Source organism: Nocardioides sp. (assembly GCF_029937575.1).
In the GTDB taxonomy this organism is placed as follows: Bacteria; Actinomycetota; Actinomycetes; order Propionibacteriales; family Nocardioidaceae; genus Nocardioides.
Genome location: NZ_JAPYPS010000042.1, coordinates 1 through 24,794 on the forward strand (window position 1 = coordinate 1; position 24,794 = coordinate 24,794).

The window sequence follows — 24,794 nt, forward strand, 5'->3', positions numbered from 1 at the left end:
CCCCCCCCCCCCCCCCCCCCCCCCCCGCCGCTGGTGGAACCCAGCCGTCGATTCACGGCCACGTCGAGCATGACGAAGGCGCCGGCACCGACAAGCACGAAGGCGACGACAGCCCACAGCGGGGCCACCTTGGTTGCTGGATCGACCAGCTCGAGCACGACCGACACGATGAGCGCTCCGCCTCCAAGCGCGACGATCATTCCCTCCAGTCGCGGTGGGAGGTGGCCATAGATCCCCCAGGCCCCGGCAACCAGCGCAGCGGAGACAACGACGATCACCGCCAAGGTCAGCATGGCTCCGTACTAGCCCCCGCGACGCCATCAGCCCACACCCGCAGGGACCCCTTACCACCTGTGCCCGGGCATTGAGCTAGTCGTCTGCCCGAGCCTGCGATTGTCGGTGATCATCAATGAGCGCGGCGAACGTGGATTCCGAGCCCCGCGCCTTCGGGAGGTATTGGTCGCGAAGCAGCTGCAAGATTTCGTCCAGTCCGTCGCCGAGCGCGGCAGCGGCCACCTGAACATCGGGCGACGCCGAGCGTTTCCCCGCATCAACCAGTTGCTCTACGTAAGGCAGGGTCGCGGCTAGGGAGATGTCGGCTCGATCCTCCCGGAAGTAGTACGACTCTGCGTACTGGCGCAGGTCCATTTCCACGGTAGCGAGCTCGTCACGCACAGCCTCGAGCTGCTGGGCCGCCACGCACGCCTGACCCGTCTCGACGATCTGGTCGACTTGTTGACGGCGCATGCTCGACAACCGCCGAGCCAGCGCTCGACGACGATTCAGAGCTGGATACAACTGCAAGATCCAAGATATCCCGGCTGTCAGGAGCAGGAAACCCAACAGCGCCTCCACGGGTACCACCAGACGCAGTTCCGGTGTGGCGGGTGTGACGTCACCGAGCCCCAAGGTCGTCACCGCCACGAAGGAGACGTACAGCGCAAAGCTCAGGTTAGATGACTGCCCCGGTTGCAACGACGAGCTGAAGTTGAAATCGTCTGCCAGACGCGGCAGGTAGATCAGCGCAAAGCCGATGACCACCAGCGACGTCCACATCCCCAATGTCAACAAGATCCCCAGTGGCCCGGCGATCACCGACGGGCGCGCTCCGCCCCGTCGGACCTTGCTCGCCCTCCAAGTCAGCGCAAACACCGTCCGGGTGAGAATGCCAAAGCCTCCGGGATGCCACAGCGTGTGGAAGATGTCGCGCAGCGCCACCACGATCAGCAGGGCGCCGGAGATCGTCAGGAGCCAGATCATTCATTGAAACTAGCGCGCTCGCCGGAGGCAACGAAGCGCATCACCCTCAGGTGGAGCCAAACCTCTTGACTAGATTTGTTTCATGGCTTCTGATGACGACAAGCTGTCCCTGGCCGGATCGGTCTCGCTCGGTACGGGCGTCATGATCGGTGCAGGCATCTTCGCGTTGGTGGGCCAGGTCAGCGAGCTGGCCGGCACCCTGATGCCGCTCGCGTTCCTCGCCGGCGCCGTAGTGGTGGGGTTCAGCGCCTACTCCTACGTCAAGTACTCCGACACCAACCCGTCCTCTGGTGGCATCGCCATGCTGCTCAAGGCGGCCTACGGTCCCGGCATCATCGCCGGCACCTTCTCGCTGTTCATGTACGTGTCGATGGTGGTGGCGCAAAGCTTGCTCGCCCGCACCTTCGGCACCTACAGCCTGCGCCCGTTTGGACTCGAAGAATCAACCTTGCTCGTGCCCATGCTGGGCGTGGTGATCATCGTCGTCGCAGCACTGGTGAACCTCGTCGGCACCGAATGGGTCGAACGATCGGCCACCGTGACTGCTGGGTTGAAGATCGTAGGGATAGCGACGCTCGCCATCGGCGGGATCATCGCGGCCGGTCCTTCCTCGATGTTCGACTTCGCCAGCGACAAGAGCGGAAGCAGCGACCAAGGCATCCTCGGCTTCCTCGCCGGCACCACCTTGTGCATCCTCGCCTACAAGGGCTTCACGACCATCACCAACCAAGGTGGCGACATCGCGAACCCGAAGAAGAACGTCGGACGCTCGATCATGATCTCCATCCTCCTGTGCGCCGTGCTCTACCTCCTGCTCACCGTCTCGGTGGCCGGCAGCCTCAGCGTCGATGAGATCGTCAAAGCCCGCGACTACGCCTTGGCAGCCGCGGCCGAGCCTCTCTTCGGCTCGTGGGGAGTCGGGCTGACGATCGCTCTCGCGATGGTCGCGACGTTCTCCGGACTCCTGGCCAGCATCTACTCCGTCTCCAGGCTCTACGACATGCTCCGCGACATGGGACAGGCCCCCGGCCTGCCCACGCGCGTCCATCACCAGTCACTCGTGATCACCGCCGGCCTGGCCATCGTGCTCGCAGCCTTCCTAGACCTCAGCCAGATCGCCTCCATGGGCGCGATCCTCTACCTCGCGATGGACATCGCCATCCACTGGGGAGTCATCCGACACCTGCGCACCGACATCAACGCCAACATCGTCGTCCCAGCCATCGCCATCGCACTCGACGCCATCGTGCTCGGCGCCTTCACCACCATCAAGGCACGCGACGACATCCTCACCCTCGCCATCTCCCTCGGCGTCGCAGCCCTCATAGCAATCAGCCAGGTGATCGTTGCGAGTCGAACCAGCGTTGCAGATCAGGACGCCTGATTCGCCTGTGACGCCGCGGTGACCCGGCCGTTGACGTCCGCTCCCCCGCCTACGAAGTGTTCAGCGGCGCGAGCACGGGTAGGGCAGCCCATGGGCAGCACCGTCGAATACCTATGTCACGCGGACGGTTCCCATCATGCCGCGGTCCTCATGGTCAAGGATGTGACAGTGGTAGACGGTGGTTCCGGCGAAGTCTTCGAAGGCAATCCGCACTGTCACCTCGCTGCGCGCCGGCACGTTGACCACGTCCCGCCATTGCGGAGACGTTTCCGGCTCGCCACCCTGGGCAATGACTTGCATCGGCCAGACGTGAAGGTGGAAGGGATGATCGAGAGTGCTGTCGTTGCGGATCGTCCACTCCTCAAGGGCGCCGACCGACACATTCTGATCAACGCGCTTGGGATCGAACGCGGCACCATCGAAAGTGAACCCCATGCCCGCGCCATCACTACTCATCATGCCTGCGGCCATGTCCATCTCGAACGAAAGCGTCCGAGTCCCCGCAACCGGCAGGCCGCGCAGGTCGCGGGGCTCTAGTGGGGGCGGCATGTCGGCCGCTGGGCGGTTCTGGGCTGGGCCGGAGACTTCGATTGACGCCACTTCTCCGCCTTGAGGGATGGACGTGTTGAGGCCACCACCCATCATGTTGCCCATCCCCCCGCGATCGAAGGGCTCAGCGCGGAGAACTCCGCGACCTTCCTGCAAGGTCACAATCACTTCCGCCCGATTTCCTGGCGCAAGCAGGAAGCGGCCCTCGGAGGCAGGCGAGGCGAGGGGTCCGAGATCGAGTCCCAGAAGCTCGGGCTGCTGATTCTCGAGAATCAAAGATAAGTATCGCGATGTGCAGGCGTTTACCACCCGCCACCGCTCGCGCTCTCCCGTCGTTGCCTGGAGGACGGGGGCGACCTGGCCGTTGACCAGAAGGATGTCGCCCTCGCGGCCCATCATCATCTGCATGCTCGACGGGGCACGGACACGTCCGCTCGAATCAAGGCTGATATCAGAAATGACCATGACCCGATCCCGGGCTTCAGGGATGACGTCGTCCTCGACAACGATGGCTCCGTAGAGACCACCGAATACTTGGTCGGCGACACTGCCGTGTAGGTGCGGGTGATACCAATAGACGCCCGGCGGATGGTCGTCGCGGAGGATGTGCTCGTAGGCGAATGATTGCCCGGGATCAACACGGAGGAACACATTGTCCCCGTTGCCCTCCGGGGACACGTGAAGTCCGTGCACGTGCAGGTTCGTGGGCTGGTCGAGGTTGTTGACCAACAAGATCCTGACCGTGTCTCCGGGCTTGACACGCAGCGTAGGGCCGGGGAGACCACCGTTGTAGGCCAGCGTTGTGACCTTGCGCCCCGCGACAACGTGGGACCCGGACGCCGCCTCGAGACGCACTTCCAGAAGCCCGTCTCGACTCCGCAGTTGCTCCGGCTCGCGAAATGCCTGGTGGCTCACAACGTCCAATGGCAAAGAGTTGTAGGTCCGCCACAGACCGACCCCGCCAACCGTCGTACTCAGCAGCCCCGCGCCACCCAACATCAGGGCCGTGCGTCGATCGATGGGTTCCATCAACCGCCCTCACCCAAGGCACGTTTGCGTTCCTGGTACTCCTCAGTACTCAGATCGCCACGGGCATAGCGCTCCTGCAGGGTCTGCATCGCCGATTCGGCACCACCCGCTGCCGCACCCTCACCGGATCGCTTCACTCCACCGATGGCCATCCTGACCACCACGACTGCGAGCAACACCACGCCGAGCATCGCAAGGAGTCCAAAGAGCCCCATCGTTGCGCCACCTGACGTCATGGCTGACTCCTGTCGTCGGAACCCGCGTTCGCACCTCTTTCTCCCGGGCGCGCGCGGCGCACCTCTGCACGCGTTGCGCGGCGAGTGGGACGGAGCGTCCACCACGCCAGCGCAGCGAACCCGATCACCACGACGAACGCCACAATCCAACTCTTGTAGCCCGCGATCCCGGGGCCTGCGCTCCCGAGCCCGATCCAAGGCTCGATGGAAATAACAGATTCATGGCGTATGAGCACTTGAGTCCTCCCCGAGGCGCTTCCAGGTCAGTCGAGATTCGAATCCGATTGCCTTCGCATCTCGCCCTCTTCAGTCCCAACTAGCCTATCAGGAACCCCCTAGGGGGATATGCGACGGCGCCATGGCAAGTTGATTGTGCGCACCGTCGCCCCGACAGAGCACCCCCACTTCAAGAGGTATGGGAGTCAGAGTCCAGTGCCAGCCATGAGCAGTTCTGTGCGGCCCTGCTGCCTGATCTCAAGGACCACCACCGCCAGTACCGCCGGTGCAAACACGACACGCTTGGGGCTATCGACAGCGCGGACCACTGCAACATCACCAGCGATGCGCTACCCCGTAGCCGGCACGCACGATGCGAGCGCCGCGCCCCCATGACCACAATGAATCGCCCTGGGTTCTGTAGAGACTGCAAGAAACTTTGGGCGACTCAGTGCGCCGAGAACCGGGGGCAAGGCCGCGCAGATCGGAAGTCGGTTTCAACGAAGGCGCGAATGTGATGGGCCTCCCCCGATGCGCACCGCAGGGGAGGCGGACCGTAGACGCTCGTAGCCGGGCGAGCGTGCCACCGTCACGACAGAAACGCTGTGCCCAGTAAGCGTCTCGTCGAGTTCCAACGATGGCCCGACTAGGTAGCGCTTCCCATCAACCAGCCATCGCGTGCGTGTTCGATCCGCCAGCGGCTGGACCGACGCCGGAGCAACCGTAAGCACCTCGTTGGGCTCAACGATGCCGTTGATCGACGTAGAACCCTCCTTCGCGAACGTGCCTTTGGCGAGCGGCGACGTCGAAGGCGATTCCGTGACAGCTGTGCGTCCATCAGGTGTTACAGCGTGTACCTCTACTGTGAGTTGGGTTCCTAGCTGACGAAGCTGCGGCGTGAAGGCCGCGTCATTGGCGTCAGGAATCCGCCGCCCATCACTGAACCACTGATAGGTGACCTTGCGGGGTTGCTCACTCCAGGTTCCGCTACTCGCAAGATGCGGTTCTCCAATGCGGAATGCTCCGCTGATCGTTGGGGGCGCGGTGGCACGCAACGTGGGGCCTGCATCTTCGAATCGAAGGAACCCCGATGGCCATCCCGTGCCGCTCTTGGTGAGTCGCCGCCAGGAAAAGTCGCTTGCCCAATTCGATTCCGATACGACTATCTCCGTGGAAGAGACAACCTCTTCGACATAGGCCAGGTGGCCTGCGGAACTTGCGCCACCAACGCCTCGGTCCCACCACGCCACCGCGCCAGCCGTGGGAGTTTGACTCATCGCGGAGTGGTTGGCTCGGCCCCAGTTGTAGGCCATGCCAGTGCTCGACCACGGTCGGCGGTTGGATAGCCCGCCCTCCACGAGCCGGTACGCCACGTAGTTCGTGCAGTTGCGACCGGGGTACATGCCCCAGAACGATTCGCGATCGTTCACCTGGTACCCGCCGTCGGCGTAACCCCTCTTAGTGCAATCGTCGTACCCGCTGCACAGCGAGTTCGATGCGGCGGCAGACGAAGGGACCGCCGAGAGCAGCGCAGAAGCGACGCAGAGGATCAACAGGGCCACGACGTTGCGGGCCCCAGCAGAATTGCGGGTCCAGGTCGAGATGAGGGAAGGCACGATGGGCACTATGCACGATAGTAGCCACAGGGATCAACAGAAACCTCAACTTTCCCTTGCGTTACCGGCGTGTCGCCTTGACCGCGGCGTCCGCTCTGCTGGTCAGCCGCCAACCCGCGTTGGCACCTCTGCACGCGTTGCGGGGCGAGTGGGACGTAGCGTCGACCACGCCAGCCCAACCAACCCGATCACCACGACGAGCGACACAATCCAACTCTGGTAGACCGCGACTCCGGGGCCAGTGCTGCCGAGCCCGATCCAGGGCTTCATGGAACAACAGATTGATAGCCGAATGGCACTTGAGGCCTCTCTGATGCAATCGCAGATCAGTCGGAATTCGAATCCGATCGGCTTCCTGCGCCAAGATTCTTGGCCTGCCCTACCGGATACCCCCTGTGGGGATACGTGACCACAATGGCCGTGCGGCCTTCCTGCGGCTCCCACCACAGGCAGTCGAAGGGATTTCCAGCAGGAATCGACCTGTTCACTTCTCGATCGAGGAGTCACCAAACCCTCACATCCCGATTGGCGACGTCAGGTCATAGACGGCGATCCCGTCGACGGTCTCGTGTTGGTAGTGGGCGGCCACCCAGTCCTGGATCTTGGACAATGATGGACCGGCTGTCCAGCCGTCCAGGAAGTAGTGAACCTCGCCCGCCGCGACCAGCGACACGAACCCGGACAGGCTCGGAGCAGGATCGGTCCCCTTGTAGCCACCGATCGCTATCACCGGCGCTCCGCTGGACAGCTCGAGGTCGGCAGCCGCCCGAGACCCACCTGTGGCAGCCGCCCAGCGATAGCCGTCGGCTCCGCTGCGAAGCAACCCCGCGACCTGGAGCGACATGGCGTCCACGACCACCGCCGGTTGCTCCTCGAGCCTGGTCAGCAGCCAAGATGGCGAGAATCCCGGGTCGGACGCGGGGACCACCTCACCTGGGGAGTTGGAGTGCCGCGGACCGACCACTGGTGAGTCGCCGGCGTGCTGCGCGGCCACGGTGGCGACCGAGTACGCGGTCGGCGAAATCACGGCAACCAGCCCGGCGGCAAGGACCCAGTGCCATCGCTGTTGCGGAGTCATAGTGATCCGAGACGCGAGCACTGCCAGCACTACCGTTGCACCGAGCACGCCCCAACGTAGGAGCGGGAGCCAGCCTGGCGTCAACGTCAGGAGCACGAAGGCCAGCACGCCTGTCAGCGCCGCAGCCCAGACAAGAATGGTCTTCGCGGTGGGCAGCCCCTGGTGTTGCACGACCACCGCTCCGCCCACGACCGCCAGCACAGCGGTCGCGGGGGCGATCATGATGGTGTAGTACGAGTGGAAGATCCCCGTCATCACCGCGAACACCACCAGCATCGTCGCGGCCCATCCGAGCCACATCACCAATCCAGCACGCTGCCGACGAGATTGCGGATCCCCCCTCGTCAATCGCAGCGCTGCGACGGAGAGCAGCAGTGCTGCCGGAAGCAGCCAGAGCGATGCCGTCGCCGACGGCAGGCCGAAGACGCTGCCCGCGCGACTCAGCTGCCAAGTGCCACCCGTCGCAGCTGCGGCGTCAGCGCCGGAGATCCTTCCTACTCCGTTGTAGCCGAAAGCCAGGTCCATGACCGAGTTCGTGGTCGTTCCACCGATCCACGGCCGCGACGCAGCCGGCCAGATCATCACGATCGCCACCCACCAGCCGGCAGAGAACACGAGCGCCGCTGCTGCGCCGAGGAGATGCTTCGCGCGCCGAAGGAGCGGCGCGGCCGAGAAGGTCAGGTAGGTCAGGCTGAGAGCCGGCACGACCATCAACGCCTCGCCCATCTTGGTGAGGAACCCCAGCCCGACGAGGACACCGACGCCCACCATCCAAGCCCCGGCCCGCTCCGAGTCCAGCGCCCGCGTAGTCGCGCCAGCTGCTGCCACCAGAAGGAAGATCAGCAGCGCGTCCGGGTTGTTGTAGCGGAAGACCAGCACCGAGACCGGGGTGAGGGCGAAGATTCCCCCGGCGAGCAGCCCGAGGCGAGGAGAGTCCGTGAGGTGACGCACGGCGCTCACCACCAGGGCCACCGTGGCCACCCCGGCAAGGGCTTGCGGCAGCAGCACGCTGAACGGCGAGAGCCCCAACAAGCGCGCCGACAACGCCATCGGCCACAACCCGAGCGGGGGCTTGTCCACCGTGATCGCGTTGCCGGCATCGAGGGAGCCGAAGAAGAACGCCTTCCACGACTGGGCCCCGGCCTGCGCCGCCGCTGCGTAGTACTCGTTGCTCCAACCCGAAGCACTGCTCGGCCACAGGTACAGCAGCGCCGTGGCACCGAGGAGCGCCCCGAGGCCCACTCCATTGGTCGCGCGATGCGAAGCCGCATTCGCGGGGCGCCGAGGGGCGCTGATGCCCGGGGACGTGGAAAGCACTGCCAGAGCGACCATGCGGCGATCCTGACCGTGTTCACCTGACTTTTCCCTGACCGCCGTGGTCGTCAGGTTCTCGACAGGTTCATCGCGGGAGCATTGCGGCATGGACGCACCACGTACTCATCGGACACTCGCACGTTCGGCTCGACTCCAACGCTGGCTACGCAGCAGTCGGGGCGCAGCCCTCGCGGCCGTCCTGATCGGGGCCACCTTGGTCTCGACCCCGGCACCGGCTGGAGCCGACTCCGCGCCGCAGACACCATTGCGCGTCACCGGAGCCTCATCGAGTCCGGCGTCCTGGTCGGAGCAGCGGATGCTGGGCAGGTCGCTCGCCACCGAGTACGCCGGAGCGGTCCCAGCAGTCGAGGTGCGCGCCCTGGTGCTGCGGGTCACCGCTCAGCTGCAACGTGAAGCGTCTCCGAGCGAGCACCTGATGCGCACCGTCGAGGCGGTGTGCCGGCGCGCCCTGACCGACTACCTGGCCCGGGGCACCAGCCTCACCGCGGCTTAGGGACGCCCCGCTGGAGTCAGCCCACGAACCGAGGCAACTGCACCCGCAGCAGTGCGCCACCTAGACGGCCGCCGCTCACGACAACCGTGCCGCCGTACGCCGTGACGATGGTGTCCACGATGGCGAGCCCGAGGCCGCTTCCGCCGTCATCGCGGGCACGCGCCTCGTCAAGGCGGACGAATCGCTCGAAGACGCGCAGTCGGTCACGAGCGGGGATGCCTGGCCCGTCGTCCTCGACGTCCAGGACCACCGTCGAGCCACTTTCCGCAAGGGTCAGGGCGATCGTGGTCGCCGCATGGCGCTGGGCGTTGTCGACCAGGTTGCGGATCGCCTGCGTCAACAGCGAGGTGTCGCCCGCGACGCGGCCGGCGGACACCCCTGTCACGTCGATGCGCAGCGGAGTGGTGTGCCGGAGTCGCTGCGCCTCCTCGAAGACGATGTCGTCCAGATCGACTGGACCGTCGCTCGGAGGGGCGTCGCGCTCGTCGAGCCGAGCCAGGCTCAGTAAGGCGCTCACCAGTCGCTCGAGACGCACTGATTCCGCCAGGACGGTTTCCGCCAGCTCGGCCGCGCTGAGCTGGTCCGGGTACGCCGCAGCCACCTCGACGTTCTGCTTGATCGAGGCGATCGGTGAGCGCAGCTCGTGGGCGGCGTCCGAGACGAACTGGCGCTGCTGTTTCTGGCCCTGATCGAGACGATCCAGCATCCGGTTCATCGTGTCGGCGAGGCGGCCGATCTCGTCGTGGCGGGCGGGCTCGGGAAGGCGTCGGTGCAGCTGGGCTGCTCCGATCTCGTCGGCCTCGCGCCGGATCCGGTCGACCGGGGCCAGGGTCCTGCCGACGACGAACCAGGTCACGGCTCCGACCACCAGGACCATGGCCGGGAACCCGATCAGGAGCAGCCCGATCAGGGACCCGGTCGCGTCACGCGCGTCCTCGAGACTGGCGCCCACGACCACCGTCCTCGGACCGTCCGAGGTGGTCACGTCAGCCCGTGCGACCACGAAGGAGTCACTGTCGAACGGGACGTCCACATTGTCCCCGGTCGGTGACACCGGTTCGTCGGCCATGTTCGCGGTCGAGGCCACGACCCTCGCGCCCTGCAGGATCTGGATGAACTCGTCCTCGTCATCATCACCGAACGTCGACAGCGCCGCGCTGTCGACGTTCGGGTTGCCCGCCAGCGCGGTGGCGATCGACCCGGCCCGGAGCTTGGCATTCGACGCGGCGGTGTCGATCAAGCTCGTTCGGAGCTGCTGGACCAGCAGGCCTGAGCCCGCGGCGAGAGCGAGGCCCACCACCACGACGGCCACCGCTGTGATGCGCAGGCGCAGGGGCGCGACACGGAGGAGCCGCCGCTTCCCCGTGCGCGGACTAGCCACCATGGCTCGCCAGCCGATAGCCCGAACCTCGAACGGTCTCGACCGCACAACGTCCGAACGGGTGATCGACCTTGGTCCTCAGACGTCGGACGTACACCTCGACGATGTTGGGGTCGCCCTCGAAGTCGTAGTTCCACACGTGGTCCAGGATGTCCCGCTTGGACATCACCGCGCCCTTGTTTCGCATGAGGTACTCGAGCACGGTGAACTCCCGGGCAGTCAACGCCAGGTCCTGCCCGCCGCGGCAGACACTCTTCGACGACGGATCCAGCGAGAGGTCGCCGGCTTGGAGGACCACCGGCCGCTCGGTGGCTCCACGACGTAGGAGTGCGCGTACGCGCGCGAGCAGGAGCTGGAAGGAGAAGGGCTTGGTCACGTAGTCGTCGGCGCCCGTGTCGAGTGCCTCGATCTCGTCCCAGGTGCCGTCCTTGGCGGTGAGCATCAGGATCGGTGTCCAGATCTTGTCCTCGCGGAGCGCTTGGCAGACCTTGTAGCCGTTCATGCCCGGCAGCATGATGTCGAGGAGGATGACGTCATAGTTCTCCTCGCGGGCCATCCACAGGCCGTCCACCCCGTCATGGACCACGTCGACGGCAAAGCCTTCGGCCACCAACCCGCGGCGCAGCCCTTCGGCCAGGCGTGGCTCGTCCTCCACGACCAGAACCCGCATGCGCTTTCCGTCCTTCCTTCGTCTCGCTCCAGTGTCGGGCACCCAGCCCTGACGTGCAGTGGAACCACGGGACGTGAGCGTGCCCGGCACCCTGAGGCCGCCGGGCACGTCACGTCATGGTCAGCCTTGGCTGCCGCTACCGGTCTCGGCGGGATCGTTGGCCTCGTTGTCGGACTCCGTGCCCGACTCGTTGTCGGACTCCGTGCCCGACTCGTTGTCGGCCTCGTTGTCGGACTCGGCGGCCTCGGTCTCGGTCTTGACGACGCTGAAGGCCTCATCGAGCTGCACCTCGACCTCTTGACCGTCGGCAGTCTTGACCTTCACTTCGTAGGCGTAGCCGCTCTCGTCGCTGACCTCGGTCTCGATGACCTCACCGCCGCCGGCAGCCGTGATGGCGGCCTCGCTGGCCTGGGTCAGGGTGGTGCCCGTCAAGGGCGTGTCCTCATCCCCCTTCTCGTCTCCCGAACCTCCGGCCACGGCCGTGGAAACGCCCCCGATGGTGAGCGCCGCGGCCCCGATGAGGGCGCCCGCGCCGAGCCACAACTTCTTCTTCTTCGTCATCATGCTTCTCCTTCTGGATGGTTGGCTCCCCCAGAGTGATGCCGGCTTGCTGACGGGGACCTGAACGATGCTGAACCACCTGCGACGCCACCCGCGGTCGGGCTGTATCACGAGCAGGCCCGTTGCCCCTTGTCGAGCACCTCGCCGGAAACGTCGAGGAAACGCCAGTCGAACGACTCCGGCCCCAACGTGAGGACGAGGACTCCGAACGAGTCACCCGCCGCGAACTCGGACCCGGGCTGCGGGTCACCGATCTCGTACAGCGAACGACCTCCCGTGCCCACGACGAAGTGGGTCGTCCCTTGGTCAGTGCCGGTGACGTTGCCTGCGGCATCGATGGGGGCGAAGCGCTCGTAGTCATGATCGTGGCCGGCCAACGAAAGGTCGACACCACCATCAACGGCAGCAGCCCAGAGACCGTCGACCTGCTCCTGCGAGCCGTGCTCGGCCGAGGACGACCACCGCGGATGATGCATCGCAACGGCGGCGCATGCGGACGGATTCGCTGCCAGGTCGTCGGCCAACCACGTGGCTTCCTGCGCGCAGTCGATCTGGTCGCAGTTCGAGTCGAGCAGGTAGAACCGCCACGCACCGATCTCGCGAACGTAGTAGGGCCCGGTGTCGAAGTAGCGTTGATAGCCACCGGCGGCTTCAGTGCCGTACTCATGGTTGCCAGGCACCGGGGCGATGATGTCGTCGAAGCGGCCCCAGCTGGGCGCCCAGCTGCGTTGGAACTCATCGAACTGGCCCTCGTCGTACTGCAGGTCACCGAGAGCCACCACAGCGTCGGGTTCCAGTGAGCTGGCCAGGTCCGCAGTGGCACTTTGCTGACACTCGGTGTCGGTCACGGCCATGTCGGACTCGCACACGATGTCGCCGACGGTCACCACGTTGACGGTGTCAGCCTCGATGGCGGTGTCCGGTGGGAGGCCGGTGGACGGGCCCCGGACATCATCTTCGGCCACCTGGGTGGGGCCCTGGCACGCGGCGGTTCCGAAGACGAGAAGGGCCCCTGCCAAGGCGAGGAGCCTGGCGCCTCTGGATGTGTTGCGCATCGTCAACTCCTGCGTTCTAGTGGTGGTCTGCCGCCGGAGCGCTGGGAAGGGTCAGTCGAAAGTGCGCCCCTGACGGTGTGTCGAGCAGCACCAGATCGCCGCGGTGGGCCACCGCGATCCGTCGAGCGATCGGCAGCCCCAGCCCGGTGCCGCCGCTGTCGCGCGCCCTGCTCTCGTCCAGGCGAACAAACCGATCGAAGATCCGCTCCCGATCATGCGCCGGCACCCCTGGACCATCGTCGATCACATCGACCACGACCGTGGCCGCGTCGATGCTCACCGCGAGCTCGACCCGACTGTAGGCATGGCGCACCGCGTTCTCGGTCAGGTTTCGCAGCGCCCTCTCGACGAGGTGCCGGTCGATCGACGCCACAGCCTCGGTCGTGGTGGCGACGACCTCGATACCTCCCACTCGAGAGAGTCGCCTGGCCTCGGCATCCAGGAGTCCAGCCACGTCGAGGGCATCCAGCCTCAGCGGCAATCCGTGCTCGTCGGCACGAGCCAGGAGGAGGAGGTCGGCGACCAACAGGTCGATACGGTCGAGCTCGGCGAGGACCTCCCGACTGGTCATCGCCCAGTCCATCGCCTCGGGATGCAGGGTGGCCACCTCGTGGGCGACGCGGATCGTGGCCAAGGGACTGCGCAGCTCGTGCGAAGCGTCGCCGACGAACTGCCGTTGCGCCTCGGCATTGGCCTGGAGCCGCGCCAGCATGACGTTCATCGTCGTCGCCAGACGCGCTATCTCGTCATCGCCGCGAGGGACCGGCACCCTGGCCGAGAGCTCGCGTGCACTCTCGATAGTCGCTACCTGTCGGCGGATCCCTTCCACCGGGGCGAGCGACTTTCCGGTGAGCCAGTAGGAGGTCAGTGCCACGGTCAGGAGCACCAGCGGGTAACCGAGGAGGAGGAGTCCGCTGACCACCTCCGTTGCCCGGTCCACCGACTCTAGACTCTGGGCGGCCAGCACGTGGAAGGACCCGTCCGGGGTGTCGACTCCCTGCAGGACGACGACGAACCGTTCGCCCTCACCGATGGGAAGGGCCGCGGTCGTGGTGACCCGGACCTCGTCGGGGGCGACCTCCAGGTCGAGCACTGGCGCTTCGCCCTCCACCGAGGGACTTGCCGCGACTACGTCTCCGTCGAGATCGATGACTTGGATGAGTGCCTGGTCTCCCCCGCCGGGCGTGAGCGTGAGCCCCCGACCGTCACGTGCCGCAGCCGTGGCAACATCCGCCGCCTGCTGCCGGGCAACATCCTCCAGCGTGGAGTCGAGCTGTTGCCGCTGCAGCAGCACAAAGGCCACACCGGCGACCCCGAGCACGATCGCGACCACGGCGGTCGCTGCCACGGCTGCTCGGAAGCGAACCCCTCCACGCCAGCCCCGGAAGCGAGCCCGCTCAGCCACCGTCGCCTGCCAATCGGTAGCCGGCGCCACGGATCGTCTCGATGGCGCTGCGCCCGAATGGCGTGTCGATCTTGCGCCGGAGATAGCCGACGTAGACCTCCACCACGTTGTCGGCGCCGTCGTAGTGCAGGTCCCACACGTTGTCGAGGATCTCGGTCTTGGAGAGCACGTCGCCCCGATGCCGCAGGAGATACTGCAGGAGTCCGAACTCACGTGGTGTCAGGGACACCGCCTGCCCCGCTCGCAGCACCTCACGGGTCGCTGGATCAAGGCTCAGGTCGCCTGCTACCAGCAGGGTTGGCCCTTCCGGGGCGCCGCGGCGCACGAGTGAGCGCAGCCGGGCCACGAGGACCACGAACGAGAACGGTTTGGTCAGGTAGTCATCGGCACCGAGGTCGAACGCATCCACCTCGTCGTACTCCCCGTCCTTGGCGGTGAGGATGAGCACGGGTGTCCAGATCTCCGAGGCCCGGAGGTCCCGGCACACGTCGTACCCGTTGCGCTTGGGCAGCATGATGTCGAGGACGATGACGTCGTACCCCTGGGTCTGGGCGGCGAAGAGGCCCTGGTCGCCGTCATGGGCGACGTCGACCAGCATCCCCTCCGCCACCAAGCCGCGGCGCACGGTCTCCGCGAGCCGGACTTCGTCCTCGATCAACAGCACGCGCATGATTCATCCTTCCCGTGTTCGAGAATGACAGGTCAGTCAGCGGTCTCCGCACCGCCCGCGTCCTTCTGCACCGTCGCGGTCTGCGGGGCCGCGCCCTCGGCGCTCACGATGACGGTGACGTCCAGCGCATTCGTGTCGGTGCTGTAGAGGCTGAACTCGTTGACCGGAAAGTGGTCCGGTGCCCCGGTGTTGTCGAAGTGGGCCACGCGTTGTCCGCCGGCAGGAATCGTGAAGTCGGAGGGCAACGCCAGGTAGTAGCTCTCAGTGTCCCCCGTCTTCGGGTCGCTGAAGGTGTAGTAGACCTCCAGGTTCGCCAGGTCGCTGGCCCCGCTGTTGCTCAGTGCGACCTCGAGGTGGTCGTCGGCGGGGTTGCCGGAGGCATCGACGTTGTTCTCGACCAGGACCGAATCGATGGCCAACGGTGTGGCTGTCGCCGTGTTCTTGATGGGATTCGAGGTCACCGGAAGCACCTGGCCGGAGGTGGCGTTCGAGCTGGCAGAGGCACTGGGGGCCGTCGAACTGCTCCCGCCGCAGGCGCTGAGCAGCCCTGCGGCGGCAACGACCAGGGCGGCCAGGCTGACGCTCAGTCGGCGACTCCTGGTGGCAGGGCGGAGGTGGGATCGGTGGGTAGTCATGGTTGCTCCTCTAGGTGGTGGTCGATGACGCGGTTCTGGATTGACGGCGCAGGGTGTGGCGCAGACCCGCGACCAGGGCGAGCGCGTAGGCCAGCAGCCACGCCAGGTCCGCCTTGGTCTCGTTGATGAGCCACCCCAGGCCGTGGACTCGGTAGCGCTCCTTCACATCGGTCAGGGCGAAGGCGAAACGCTCGAAGTGCTTGGTGAGTGACGCATCCTCGATCCACGTGCGCGTCCGCTCGTAGCCCACGAAGTGCTGAAGGATGGTGACCTCACCGTCATGGCCGAGCCCGAGGGCAGCGAAGAGACCACCCGGCACCTGGTTGTCGGCGTCCAGGGTGTCGCCGATCTGCGGAAGGACGAGGACGACCACCAGCCACACGCCGAGAGCCACGATCAGCCCGTTGGTGGCCAGCGAAGCGCGCGTGGTCGCGATCACACCGAGGCAGTAGAAGATGCCCAGGTAGACGACGGCCGCCAGGCCGACGAGGACGACCCGGAAGACCTGCCCGATGCTGAGCCAGTCGTGGCCGATCACGCCGACACCGGCAACAGCAACGACGACAGTGGCCAGGACCAGCGTGGACAGCACGCCCACGGCGCCGATCAGCCGGCCTGCGGTCTGCTCGTTGATGCTCACGGGGCGCGAACGGATCAGGGCCAATGTCCGGTTCGAACGCTCTCGCGCCACGCTGAGGTAGCCGAGGGTGATGGCGATGACGGCGCCGATGATTTCCAGGTACTCCAAGGCTCCGCGCAGCAGCGAGAGCGGAGCGAGCGGGGAGGGGGCAATTCGCGGGAGGCCGTTGGCCAGTGCGGCAGCACGGTAGGTCTGGTAGTCGGCCAACTGTGCCGCGTACTCGACGGAGGAGACGTAGACGGAGACCAGGGTGGCGCTGACCAGGATCACGGCGAAGGCCGCCATGGTCCGGCTTCGCACTGCGGATCGGTACTCGTGTCTCGCCAGGGCGAAGATCTTGCCGGATGCCTCACTCATCGGAACCGCTCCTCGAGTAGTCGTGTCGGTGGATCAAGCCGAGGCAGAGAGCACCGAGGGCCACTGCCGCGACGAGCACCGGAGCGGTGTGCGTCAGGGTCTGACCCAGCGACTCTGCAGCGCCGGTGCGCAAGATGGTGGCGCTCGCGCTCTTGTACTCCTCGGACAGCGACAGGGGGCGCAGGTGCGAGGTCATCTGGAAGAACGACTGGACCGCGGGAGCCGGGGCGGTGAGCGGATTCAACGAAGCGACCGGACGAATCCCCGAGGTGACCTGGGGAAGCACGAACGTGATCGCCACCCATACGCCCAGAGCAGTGAGGAGCGCAGTGGCCCGCTGCCGGGTCACGAGCACAGTCACGATTCCCAACAGGACGAACACGAACAAGTAGGCCCAGGACAGCGCGAAGTAGGTCACCAGTCGGCCCACGTCGCCGGGCGAGATGCCTCCGTTGATCAGCAGCACCGCGACCGTGCTGATCGCCCAGCTCACGACCATGACCACGGCCAGTGCCAGGGCAACGGCCAGCACCTTGCTGGCCAGGTAGGTGCGCCGGCTCAGCGGACGCGAGAAGATCAGCCGACCGATGCCGGACGCCTTGTCGTCGATCACGGTCGAATGTCCGAGCACCACCGCGAGGATCGCCCCGATGAAGGGGACATAGATCGTCATGTTCGAGAGCAGCGCCAAGCTTGGCGTCACGTCGAACGGGTTGGGTGGAGCCGGCTGTCCGGTCTCGGCGAGCAGCTTCGTGGCCTCGTCGTACACGCGCACGATCGTTCGTGAGCTGGAGTACCCCAGGAGCGCGGCCATCGTTGTGATGAGGACGAACGAGCCGAGAAACATGACGAAGGTCCGCTGTCGACGAATCGACCGCAGCTGGTGGTGCGTCAGCGTCACGATCATGGCGTCGCGTCCTCGACCCGCACGTAGATGTCCTCGAGTGAGCGTTCATCCGGGAAGCGGCGCGTGGTCTCGGCCATGGAGTCCTGGTAGATCAACTGCCCGTGGCTCAGCACTCCGATCGTGGTGCACAGCCGAGCCACCTCGCTGAGGAGGTGGGTGTTCATGAACACCGTCATCCCCAGGTCTTCGTTGAGACGTTGGATGGTCTCCCGCAGTTGACGCACACCCTGGGGGTCGAGTCCGGACGTGGGTTCGTCGAGGAACAGCACGGCCGGACGGTGGACGATCGCCTGCGCGATGCCGAGACGTTGTCGCATCCCGGTCGAGAAGGTGCTGACCCGCAGTGGTGCCAGGTGTTCGGCCCCCAGGTAGGCGAGCGTCTCCGCTGCAGCCTGAGCAGGGTGCGGGACACCCGAGAGCCGCGCGAAGAACTCGAGATTTTCCTGCGCGGTCAGGTGCCCGTACATCCGGACCTCCGACGGCAGGTAGCCGATGCGCCGGGTGACCTCGTCACGATCGGTGACCGCGTCGTGGCCGCAGACGCGGGCGACACCCGACGTGGGGCGCAGCAGCGTGGTGAGGATGTTGACGGTCGTCGTCTTGCCTGCCCCGTTGTGCCCGAGGAACCCGAAGATCTCGCCGTGCTCCACGGTGAACGTCAGGTCGTCGAGCACCGGCTTGTCGTCATAGACGTGGTTGAGGCCCTTGACCTCGATGGCTGGATCAGGCATCTGTCGCCTCCTGGCGTCTGCTGCGCAGAGTCCGCGCTCGGCCCACTTGGTCCGATGTGACGACGCTACGAAGTCGCGCGCCAGTGCCAGGCGTGCAGAAGGTGAGCGGTGTGCCAGAAATGGCCCAGAAATGGTCCGAACTGGTCCGGCACTCGCGCTGGCGACCCGGATCCTAGGTCCTCGAGCCTGTCCTGGGCCTCAGACGTGGGCGCGTTGGAGCACCAAGGCGATCTCCGGGCGGGGTCCGGACCGCCGGATCACGAGACGTCCCGAGATCGACTCCAGGAGTCGTTGAGCCAGGGGCAGCCCCAGTCCGTGACCCAGCGGGCTCCGGGTCGCCGACCCTCGCTCCTCGGTCGGGTCCTCGATGAAGCCTGTCCCTTCATCGGAGACCGCGACCGTCACGGAGTCAGCGGTGACCGAGACCGACACGGTCACCCTGCCCTGACCGTGGGCGAGCGCGTTGTCCAGCAACACGTCGAGCGCCTGACGCAGGCTCCCGGCGTTGCCCAGCACCGGAGGCGCCTCGGCACCCAGCTCCATCGAGAGCGCACGACCGGCAGCACGCAGCCGATCTCGCCATACCGATTCCGTCTCGCGCATGACGATGGGCAAGGAGAAGCTCGACGTGGTGGCTGCGGCACTGCGGGAGAGACTCAAGATCTCGGTGATCGTGCGCTCCAGGCGATCGAGGTCGACGAGTGCGTCGGTGAGAACGGCCGTGCGATCGGACCGAGGAAAGGCGAGTTCGGTCTCGATCGAGGCTCGGAGCCCGGTCAAGGGGGTGCGCAACTGGTGGGAGGCATCGCTGCTGAACGATCGCTCCCGAGTCACCAGCGCGTCCAGACGGCCGGCCGTGACGGTCAGGGCAACAGCAGCCTGGTCCAGCTCGGGAATCCTGCTCGCGGGCACGGCGATCGTGAAGTCCCCGTCGCCGAGGTGGACCGCGGCGTCCCGCAGTCTTCTCACCGGACGTGTCAGACGGTTGGCGAGGACGAAACCGACCCCGGCTCCGATGGCGAGCACCAGGACAGCCAGCGCAGCGATCACGAGCACCAGGCGCCGGGTGCGGGCTGCACTGTCGGCCGTCGGCTGCTGGGCCCGGATCACGCCAACCACCTGCTCGTCCGCGGCGACGGGGACCGTGACCACGCGAAAGCCCTGGCTCTCGGTCTCGATAACGCGATTGAGCAGGGCCTGCCGGGTGGCGTCGTCAGCCCTGGCGGGTCCGGTCCCGGTCACCAAGTTGCCGCCGCGGTCGTAGAGGCCAACGGCGATACCGTCCTGGTCCGGTGGCAGCTCCACCGGATCATCTCCGGTGGCAAAGTCGCCCGGCACCACACGGGAAGCCAAGACCGCTGCGCGTTCGACGCGCAGCGCCGCGTCCTCGCCGATCACCTGGTCCACCACGATCGCCAGCGGCACACCGAAGAGAAGCACCGCCAGCGCGGAGACCGAGAGGATCGCGGTCAGGATGCGCGACCTCATCCGCGTTCCAAGCGATACCCAACGCCGCGCACCGTCGTGATCCGGCTCTCGTCGTCCGAGCCGTCGAGCTTGCGGCGCAGGGCGGCGATGTGGAAGTCCAGCGTCTTAGTCGATCCGAACCAATTCTCGTCCCAGACCTCACTCATCAGCGCCTCGCGCGTGACCACTTCGCCAAGGCTCAGCATCAACCGAGCCAGCAGATCGAACTCCTTGGCACGCATGCTGAGCTCCTCCCCATGGAGCCACACGCGGCGCGACGGGACTTCGAGGCGAAGCGAGCCAGCATCGAGGACCCCGGGGTCGCGACTCCCCTGACGCCGGAGCTGGGCGCGAACCCGCGCCAGCAGCTCAGCCAACTTGAAGGGCTTCGTGATGTAGTCGACAGCACCGGCATCCAACCCCACCACGATGTCGAGCTCCTCGTCGCGCGCCGTCAGCATGATCACTTCGAGCAACGGGTTGGCAGCGTGGATCCTGCGGCAGACGTCCAAGCCATCCATGTCAGGGAGTCCGAGGTCGAGCAGGATCAGGTCCGGCTCCCAGCTGATCGCGGTGGCCGCGGCCTCGTGGCCGGTTCGCTCCCAGCGCACATCGAAGTCGTTCCCGGTGAGCGCTCGGACGAGCGAGGAGCCGATGCGTTCGTCGTCCTCGACGAGCAGCACTTGTTTGGCATTCATGGGTAAGTCCGTTCTCGTAGTGGCCCCACCGTAGGACTCGCCGGCGGCATCGAGCATGTCGATCCTTCTTATGGGGCCCTCAGGTGATCTCAGCCTCTTCACAGCGCCCTGTTGCAACTCTGGTGCAACCAGACCGCACCAGGCGGTCGATGAAGGGAGAAGCAGATGCGCAACATCAAACGCAATGTCGCTGTGATCGGCGCTGGCGCCGTCATCGCCGGGTTCGGTATCGGCGGTGTGATGACCGCCCAGGCAGCCCCATCCACCCAGGGGTCCGACACCAGCGTGGTGCAGACCGACACCCAGAAGGGCGAAGGGCCGGAGGGCACCGAGGCCGCCGAGTCCGATGACGGCCCTGACGTGGGTCCGGACGCCAACCCCAACGAGCCCGGCCACCAGGACGCCGACGAGAGCGGCGAGGCCGAGTCCTCGGAGGGCACCGAGGCCGCGGAGTCGGGTGAAGCCGACGACGGTCCCGACGCCAACCCCAACGAGCCCGGCCACCAGGACGCCGACGAGAGCGGTGAGTCGGCAAAGTAGTGCGGCAGTGATCGGAGCCTGAGCCGGTCCCAAGGCCAACGGCCCCTCGTCCTCCGCGGAGGACGAGGGGCCGTTGCTCTGCTCCAGCTCAGGCCGTGACGACCTCGGTAGCCGCGGACGTCTGCAGCGCGTCAGCCTTACGCTGCTGCGAGGTGAACCACGCGACTGCCGCAACGATCACGACCAGGAACAGGCCGCTGGTGGCGTTGGCGCCCAGACCGAGGCCGCCATCGGCGGGGGCTTGGGTGAGGTAGTCGCCCACCGAAGCACCGAACGGGCGAGTGAGGATGTAGGCGGTCCAGAAGGCGAGGACGGCGTTGAGGCCGCCCTTGAGGTGGGCCAGGGTGACGAGGGCGATGAGCAGGCCGAACAGTCCCGCCGAGGGCAGGTAGCCCAGCGCGAGCTTCTCGCCGAACAGGTCGCCGGCCGAGGTGCCGAGGGCGAAGGTGAGCAGGATGGCCGACCAGTAGAAGCCCTCACGACGGCTGGTGAGGATGGTGTGGATGGACAGCGTCCGCTCGCTGCGGAACCAAGCGGCGAAGGTGGCGGCCAAGGCCGCGCTGAAGGCGAACGTGGTGGTCCACAGGCTGACGCCGAAGTTGTCCACCAGGTTGTCGGTGATCAAGGTGCCCATGATGCTGATCAGCACCACGCAGGCCCAGTAGATCGCCGGCACGTAGCGTCGAGCACGGAACTGGAAGGCCAAGGCGACCGCCGTGAGGCCGGCCATGATCAGCGAGGTCCCGGTGAGTCCCAGGCCGACGTTCGAGGCCAGGAAGTCGGCGGCAGTCTCGCCGACCGTGGTCGAGAAGATCTTCACCACCCAGAACAGGAGGAAGACCTCGGGCACCTTGTTCAGCATGGCGCTTGCGGAGCGGCGAGCTCCTTCGTTGACGGGGGACTTGGACGCCGGGCTCATGGCGGGCGTCGGGTTCTTTGTGGTCATGTGGAGGAGAGTGCCGTCCGCCGCCTGCCAGCCACCTGACTAGCTTCTTCAGGCTCGGGACACGATGTCGTGCTCCCGCAAGGGACCTGGTTCGAGACCCGCATTGCGGATGGCGGAGATGATCTGCGGAACGGCCCCGAGCGTGGCACGCCACGACCCTGAGGCCGACGTGCAGTCGCTGTCGTGGAGCAAGATGGTCCCTCCCGGCCCGAGGTGGCGCAGGACGTCATTCTCCACGGAGTCGACGTCCGCACGGCTCCGCCAGTCACGGCCCCACGTCGTCCACAACACGGGAGACAGGCCCAACCGGTGGGCGCTCCCGAGCGCTGACCAGGACAGCACCCCGTAGGGCGGGCGGTAGAACTGCGGCTCCACGCCGCAGACCTCGCGGACCTGCTCGGTGGCTCGAGAGATGTCGTTGAGCGTGGCGACGGGTCCTCGCAGTGGGAGGGGTCGATGGTCCCAACCATGGATCCCGATCTCGTGGCCGGCGTTGACCAAGTCACGGGCGACCGCAGGGTGACGTTGGACCATCCTGCCCAGGACAAAGAACGTGGCACGGACGTCGAGCTCCTCCAGCAGCCTGATGAAGTACGGCGTCGAGTCCACGTCCGGCCCGTCGTCGAAGGTGACCGCCACCCGCGATGGGCTGCCGACACCCGACAGCGAGTCCAGGCCGACCGCCCGGCGGACCGGCCCTAGCGCGCTCACGGCCGGTGCCAGGTAGAGCGCCGCGGCTCCCCCTAGGAGGGCCCTTCGGGAGAAGGGCATCACACGAGCACCGGGGCGCGGCCGGCGAGGCGCTCCCACGGAAAGTCGGGAACCGCCAACGGGACCGACGAGTGACCGACGGCTCTCTCGATGAGCCGGCCCAGATCCTCTGTCCGTCGTGCCCAGGGGGCCCACTCTGCCAGTTCCAAGGCGGCAGCGTTGGTCTCACCGTGACCCGGCAGTGCCCGATAGGTGATCACGGGCAGGCCCGAGGCCCGAGCCTCCAGCGAGGTCAACCCGCCGGCGTTCTGGATCACCAGGTCGCATGCACGCATCAGAGCCGCCATGTCGTCGACCCATCCGAAGGTGTGGACACCACCCCGACTCTGGAGCGTACGTCGGAGGGCCGGGTTGCTCCCACACACCACGACGGGAGTCGCTACCCCGGTCGCGAGAACGTCTTCCACCGTCGACGTCACGTCTCCCACTCCCCACGAGCCGGCCCCGACGAGTGCCAGGCGTTGGTCGCGAGGCAGGTCGAACTGCTTTCGGGTCTCGTCCCGGAGTGCAGGCGTCGTGGGTGCGAAAACATGGTGAGGTCTGGGGTCCTAGCACCTCCACCCCCCGTGCCCCGAGTGCAGCGGCCTCGGCGGCCGGGACCGCGTGCAGTGCGACGTGCGCATCGATGTCCGACGCCACCCACAGCGGATGGACGCTCATGTCGGTGAGATAGGTGATCGCGGGGATCGCCAGCGAACCGTCTCGGCGGAGCTGCGACAGCGCCTGGCTTGCCAAGGGATAGGTGGACACGATCACCCGGGTGCTCGGCTGGCAGGTGTTCATCTGGCGCTTGCGGGCAAGCGCCCCGACAAGCGAGGCGATCCAGTGATTATCGGATGGCGAACGCAGCGACCGGAGCAAGAGCCCCCATGTCCCGGGGATCACGGTGATCTGCCATCGATAGCCGCTACGCACCAGGCGACCGAGCCCCGGGGGGAGCAGGTCCAGGAAGTCGACGCGGTCCACCACGAAGCCTGCCTTGCGTGCCTGGCGGGCAAGCTCGACCGCTGCCCCGTCGTGGCCGGCGCCGATACTCGCCGACACGATCAGGACGTGGTCGCGCGCTGCGTCGTCGTGTGGGCGCGCGGACGAGGCCGCCGTCGGCCGCGCGACTGCACGCGTCGTCGGTCGGTGCCCCACCACGAGCCCGACCAGGACAAAGGCCAGGAGCACCACGGCCGCGAGCACGAGTGCCTCGATGAGGATCACGATCGCCAAGGAGGCGACCACTCCCGTCAGGTAGATCGAGAAGTGGTCGCGTCCGCCCACTTCGCGGTCTCGCAGGGAGGCCGTCCCGGTCGATGGACGAGCTGGGGTAGGTGGAGTTTCGATTTTGGCGGCTCTGAGGTCCATGTGCCTGATCCAAGTGCTACGCGCCTGTCGAGAACCTGAACAGGATCGGCCGGGCTCACCGATCAGGTGTCAGAGCACCTGGAGAGAGGGTCCGTCGTGCCCTTCTTTGCGCCAGGTCTCCCCGTCCGCGAACACGACGAGCGCCCCGAGTCCGGGCTGCGCCTCGAGCCACGTCTGACACCGTCGTCCCATGGCGAAGGCCGCGGTGGCCATCGCGTCGACGTGCGTCAGGTCCTCGCCGATGAGCGTGACCGACGCCAGCTCGGAAGCAAGCTCGGAGGGCGAGCGACGGAGGACGGGGTCGACGATGTGGGCGCCCCGCTCGGCGGTGCCCGAGGTGGCTACCGCCATGTCCTCCCCGGCGACCACGGCGGCGACCCGACCGCGGTCGAACGGGTCGACCACCCCCAGACGCCACGCGACACCCGGCACCGGCTGCCCACAGCTGCGCAGGTCGCCGCCGGCGGCGATGCAGTGCGACCGCGAACCGGCATCGCGCAGCATCCGACTGGCGACCTCGACACTCCAGCCCTTCACCAGACCGGTGGGATCAAGCCGCCCGTGAGGATGCGCGGTGAAGTAGCCGTCACTGGCCTCCACGGCGCGGCGGCAGCGTGCGAGAACCTCGCGCACTTCGTGCGGGCACTCATCGATCCGGCGGGTCCCGCTGGCCAGCTCAGAGATGGCACTGTCAGCGCGATAGGTACTGAACGTGGCGTCCACCCACTGCCACCACTCGACGACGCGATCGACCGGATCCGAGTCCGGGGCAAGGTCGCGGACGTCGAGGGTGAACACGGTGCCCATCACC

25 protein-coding genes and 1 pseudogene are annotated in these 24,794 nt (G+C 66.5%); 3 read left to right on the plus strand and 23 right to left on the minus strand.

The window, feature by feature from the left end; translation table 11 throughout:
• Window positions 1-293 (minus strand): hypothetical protein (locus Q1K33_RS13960; RefSeq protein WP_300404973.1); only part of this gene is annotated, 293 nt, incomplete at its 3' end.
• Between the two features lie 76 nt (window positions 294-369).
• Window positions 370-1,260 carry a potassium channel family protein gene (locus tag Q1K33_RS13965; protein WP_300404975.1) on the minus strand — a complete coding sequence of 297 codons (891 nt, stop codon included), beginning with the start codon at window positions 1,258-1,260 and terminating at the stop codon, window positions 370-372.
• An 82-nt stretch (window positions 1,261-1,342) separates the two neighbouring features.
• Between Q1K33_RS13965 and Q1K33_RS13970 the strand changes: the two genes are divergently transcribed.
• A complete protein-coding gene (locus Q1K33_RS13970; protein ID WP_300404977.1) occupies window positions 1,343-2,644 on the plus strand; it encodes an APC family permease in 1,302 nt (433 codons plus the stop codon).
• Between the two features lie 111 nt (window positions 2,645-2,755).
• On the opposite strand, the gene Q1K33_RS13975 is transcribed toward Q1K33_RS13970, so the two are convergent.
• The 4 genes from Q1K33_RS13975 to Q1K33_RS13990 form a co-directional block, all read right to left on the minus strand.
• Window positions 2,756-4,222 (minus strand): multicopper oxidase family protein, encoded by a 1,467-nt coding sequence (locus Q1K33_RS13975; protein ID WP_300404979.1) that lies wholly within the window; start codon window positions 4,220-4,222, stop codon window positions 2,756-2,758.
• Entirely contained in the window at window positions 4,222-4,458 is a 237-nt protein-coding gene (locus Q1K33_RS13980) for an SHOCT domain-containing protein (protein ID WP_300404981.1), read from the minus strand. The genes Q1K33_RS13975 and Q1K33_RS13980 overlap by 1 nt, the downstream gene beginning before the upstream one ends.
• 713 nt (window positions 4,459-5,171) lie before the next feature.
• Window positions 5,172-6,290, minus strand: a complete 1,119-nt coding sequence (locus Q1K33_RS13985; protein ID WP_300404983.1) for a CHAP domain-containing protein — start codon at window positions 6,288-6,290, stop codon at window positions 5,172-5,174.
• A 514-nt stretch (window positions 6,291-6,804) separates the two neighbouring features.
• Window positions 6,805-8,700: a glycosyltransferase family 39 protein gene (locus tag Q1K33_RS13990; protein ID WP_300404985.1), complete on the minus strand. Its 1,896-nt coding sequence runs from the start codon at window positions 8,698-8,700 to the stop codon at window positions 6,805-6,807.
• A 298-nt stretch (window positions 8,701-8,998) separates the two neighbouring features.
• On the opposite strand from Q1K33_RS13990, the gene Q1K33_RS13995 reads away from it, so the two are divergent.
• Window positions 8,999-9,196: a hypothetical protein gene (locus Q1K33_RS13995; protein ID WP_300404987.1), complete on the plus strand. Its 198-nt coding sequence runs from the start codon at window positions 8,999-9,001 to the stop codon at window positions 9,194-9,196.
• A 16-nt stretch (window positions 9,197-9,212) separates the two neighbouring features.
• Here the strand turns inward: Q1K33_RS13995 and Q1K33_RS14000 are convergent, their stop codons facing one another.
• The 12 genes from Q1K33_RS14000 to Q1K33_RS14055 all read right to left on the minus strand — a co-directional run bounded on the left by Q1K33_RS14000 (window position 9,213) and on the right by Q1K33_RS14055 (window position 20,430).
• Window positions 9,213-10,580, minus strand: coding sequence for an ATP-binding protein (locus Q1K33_RS14000; RefSeq protein ID WP_300404989.1), 1,368 nt, complete (start codon window positions 10,578-10,580; stop codon window positions 9,213-9,215).
• Window positions 10,570-11,247 (minus strand): response regulator transcription factor, encoded by a 678-nt coding sequence (locus Q1K33_RS14005; RefSeq protein ID WP_300404991.1) that lies wholly within the window; start codon window positions 11,245-11,247, stop codon window positions 10,570-10,572. Before Q1K33_RS14005 ends, Q1K33_RS14000 begins: the two co-directional genes overlap by 11 nt.
• A gap of 120 nt (window positions 11,248-11,367) precedes the next feature.
• Entirely contained in the window at window positions 11,368-11,811 is a 444-nt protein-coding gene (locus Q1K33_RS14010) for a hypothetical protein (RefSeq protein WP_300404993.1), read from the minus strand.
• Between the two features lie 104 nt (window positions 11,812-11,915).
• Window positions 11,916-12,863 (minus strand): metallophosphoesterase, encoded by a 948-nt coding sequence (locus tag Q1K33_RS14015; RefSeq protein WP_300405038.1) that lies wholly within the window; start codon window positions 12,861-12,863, stop codon window positions 11,916-11,918.
• Window positions 12,864-12,879: 16 nt separating this feature from the next.
• Entirely contained in the window at window positions 12,880-14,196 is a 1,317-nt protein-coding gene (locus Q1K33_RS14020; protein ID WP_300404995.1) for an ATP-binding protein, read from the minus strand.
• A 64-nt stretch (window positions 14,197-14,260) separates the two neighbouring features.
• Entirely contained in the window at window positions 14,261-14,938 is a 678-nt protein-coding gene (locus Q1K33_RS14025) for a response regulator transcription factor (RefSeq protein ID WP_300404997.1), read from the minus strand.
• Between the two features lie 32 nt (window positions 14,939-14,970).
• Complete coding sequence (locus Q1K33_RS14030; RefSeq protein ID WP_300405000.1) at window positions 14,971-15,399, minus strand: hypothetical protein; 429 nt, start codon at window positions 15,397-15,399, stop codon at window positions 14,971-14,973.
• Window positions 15,400-15,583: 184 nt separating this feature from the next.
• Window positions 15,584-16,570 carry an ABC transporter permease subunit gene (locus Q1K33_RS14035; protein ID WP_300405001.1) on the minus strand — a complete coding sequence of 329 codons (987 nt, stop codon included), beginning with the start codon at window positions 16,568-16,570 and terminating at the stop codon, window positions 15,584-15,586.
• Window positions 16,563-17,477 (minus strand): ABC transporter permease subunit, encoded by a 915-nt coding sequence (locus Q1K33_RS14040; protein ID WP_300405003.1) that lies wholly within the window; start codon window positions 17,475-17,477, stop codon window positions 16,563-16,565. Before Q1K33_RS14040 ends, Q1K33_RS14035 begins: the two co-directional genes overlap by 8 nt.
• Window positions 17,474-18,208 (minus strand): ABC transporter ATP-binding protein, encoded by a 735-nt coding sequence (locus Q1K33_RS14045; RefSeq protein WP_300405005.1) that lies wholly within the window; start codon window positions 18,206-18,208, stop codon window positions 17,474-17,476. The genes Q1K33_RS14040 and Q1K33_RS14045 overlap by 4 nt, the downstream gene beginning before the upstream one ends.
• A gap of 198 nt (window positions 18,209-18,406) precedes the next feature.
• Complete coding sequence (locus Q1K33_RS14050) at window positions 18,407-19,696, minus strand: HAMP domain-containing sensor histidine kinase (protein ID WP_300405007.1); 1,290 nt, start codon at window positions 19,694-19,696, stop codon at window positions 18,407-18,409.
• Window positions 19,693-20,430 carry a response regulator transcription factor gene (locus Q1K33_RS14055; protein WP_300405010.1) on the minus strand — a complete coding sequence of 246 codons (738 nt, stop codon included), beginning with the start codon at window positions 20,428-20,430 and terminating at the stop codon, window positions 19,693-19,695. The genes Q1K33_RS14050 and Q1K33_RS14055 overlap by 4 nt, the downstream gene beginning before the upstream one ends.
• Window positions 20,431-20,538: 108 nt before the next feature.
• On the opposite strand from Q1K33_RS14055, the gene Q1K33_RS14060 reads away from it, so the two are divergent.
• Window positions 20,539-20,913: a hypothetical protein gene (locus Q1K33_RS14060; RefSeq protein WP_300405012.1), complete on the plus strand. Its 375-nt coding sequence runs from the start codon at window positions 20,539-20,541 to the stop codon at window positions 20,911-20,913.
• A gap of 88 nt (window positions 20,914-21,001) precedes the next feature.
• Here the strand turns inward: Q1K33_RS14060 and Q1K33_RS14065 are convergent, their stop codons facing one another.
• The 5 genes and pseudogenes from Q1K33_RS14065 to Q1K33_RS14080 form a co-directional block, all read right to left on the minus strand.
• On the minus strand, window positions 21,002-21,859 hold the full coding sequence (locus Q1K33_RS14065; RefSeq protein ID WP_300405014.1) for a hypothetical protein: 858 nt from the start codon (window positions 21,857-21,859) through the stop codon (window positions 21,002-21,004).
• A gap of 48 nt (window positions 21,860-21,907) precedes the next feature.
• On the minus strand, window positions 21,908-22,630 hold the full coding sequence (locus tag Q1K33_RS14070) for a polysaccharide deacetylase family protein (protein WP_300405016.1): 723 nt from the start codon (window positions 22,628-22,630) through the stop codon (window positions 21,908-21,910).
• On the minus strand, window positions 22,630-23,058 hold the full coding sequence (locus Q1K33_RS14075; RefSeq protein ID WP_363319716.1) for a glycosyltransferase: 429 nt from the start codon (window positions 23,056-23,058) through the stop codon (window positions 22,630-22,632). The genes Q1K33_RS14070 and Q1K33_RS14075 overlap by 1 nt, the downstream gene beginning before the upstream one ends.
• Before the next feature lie 172 nt (window positions 23,059-23,230).
• Window positions 23,231-23,983, minus strand: a pseudogene (locus Q1K33_RS20775) (hypothetical protein); the annotation flags it as partial.
• A gap of 69 nt (window positions 23,984-24,052) precedes the next feature.
• Window positions 24,053-24,790 carry an FAD:protein FMN transferase gene (locus Q1K33_RS14080; RefSeq protein WP_300405020.1) on the minus strand — a complete coding sequence of 246 codons (738 nt, stop codon included), beginning with the start codon at window positions 24,788-24,790 and terminating at the stop codon, window positions 24,053-24,055.
• Between the last annotated feature and the right edge of the window lie 4 nt (window positions 24,791-24,794).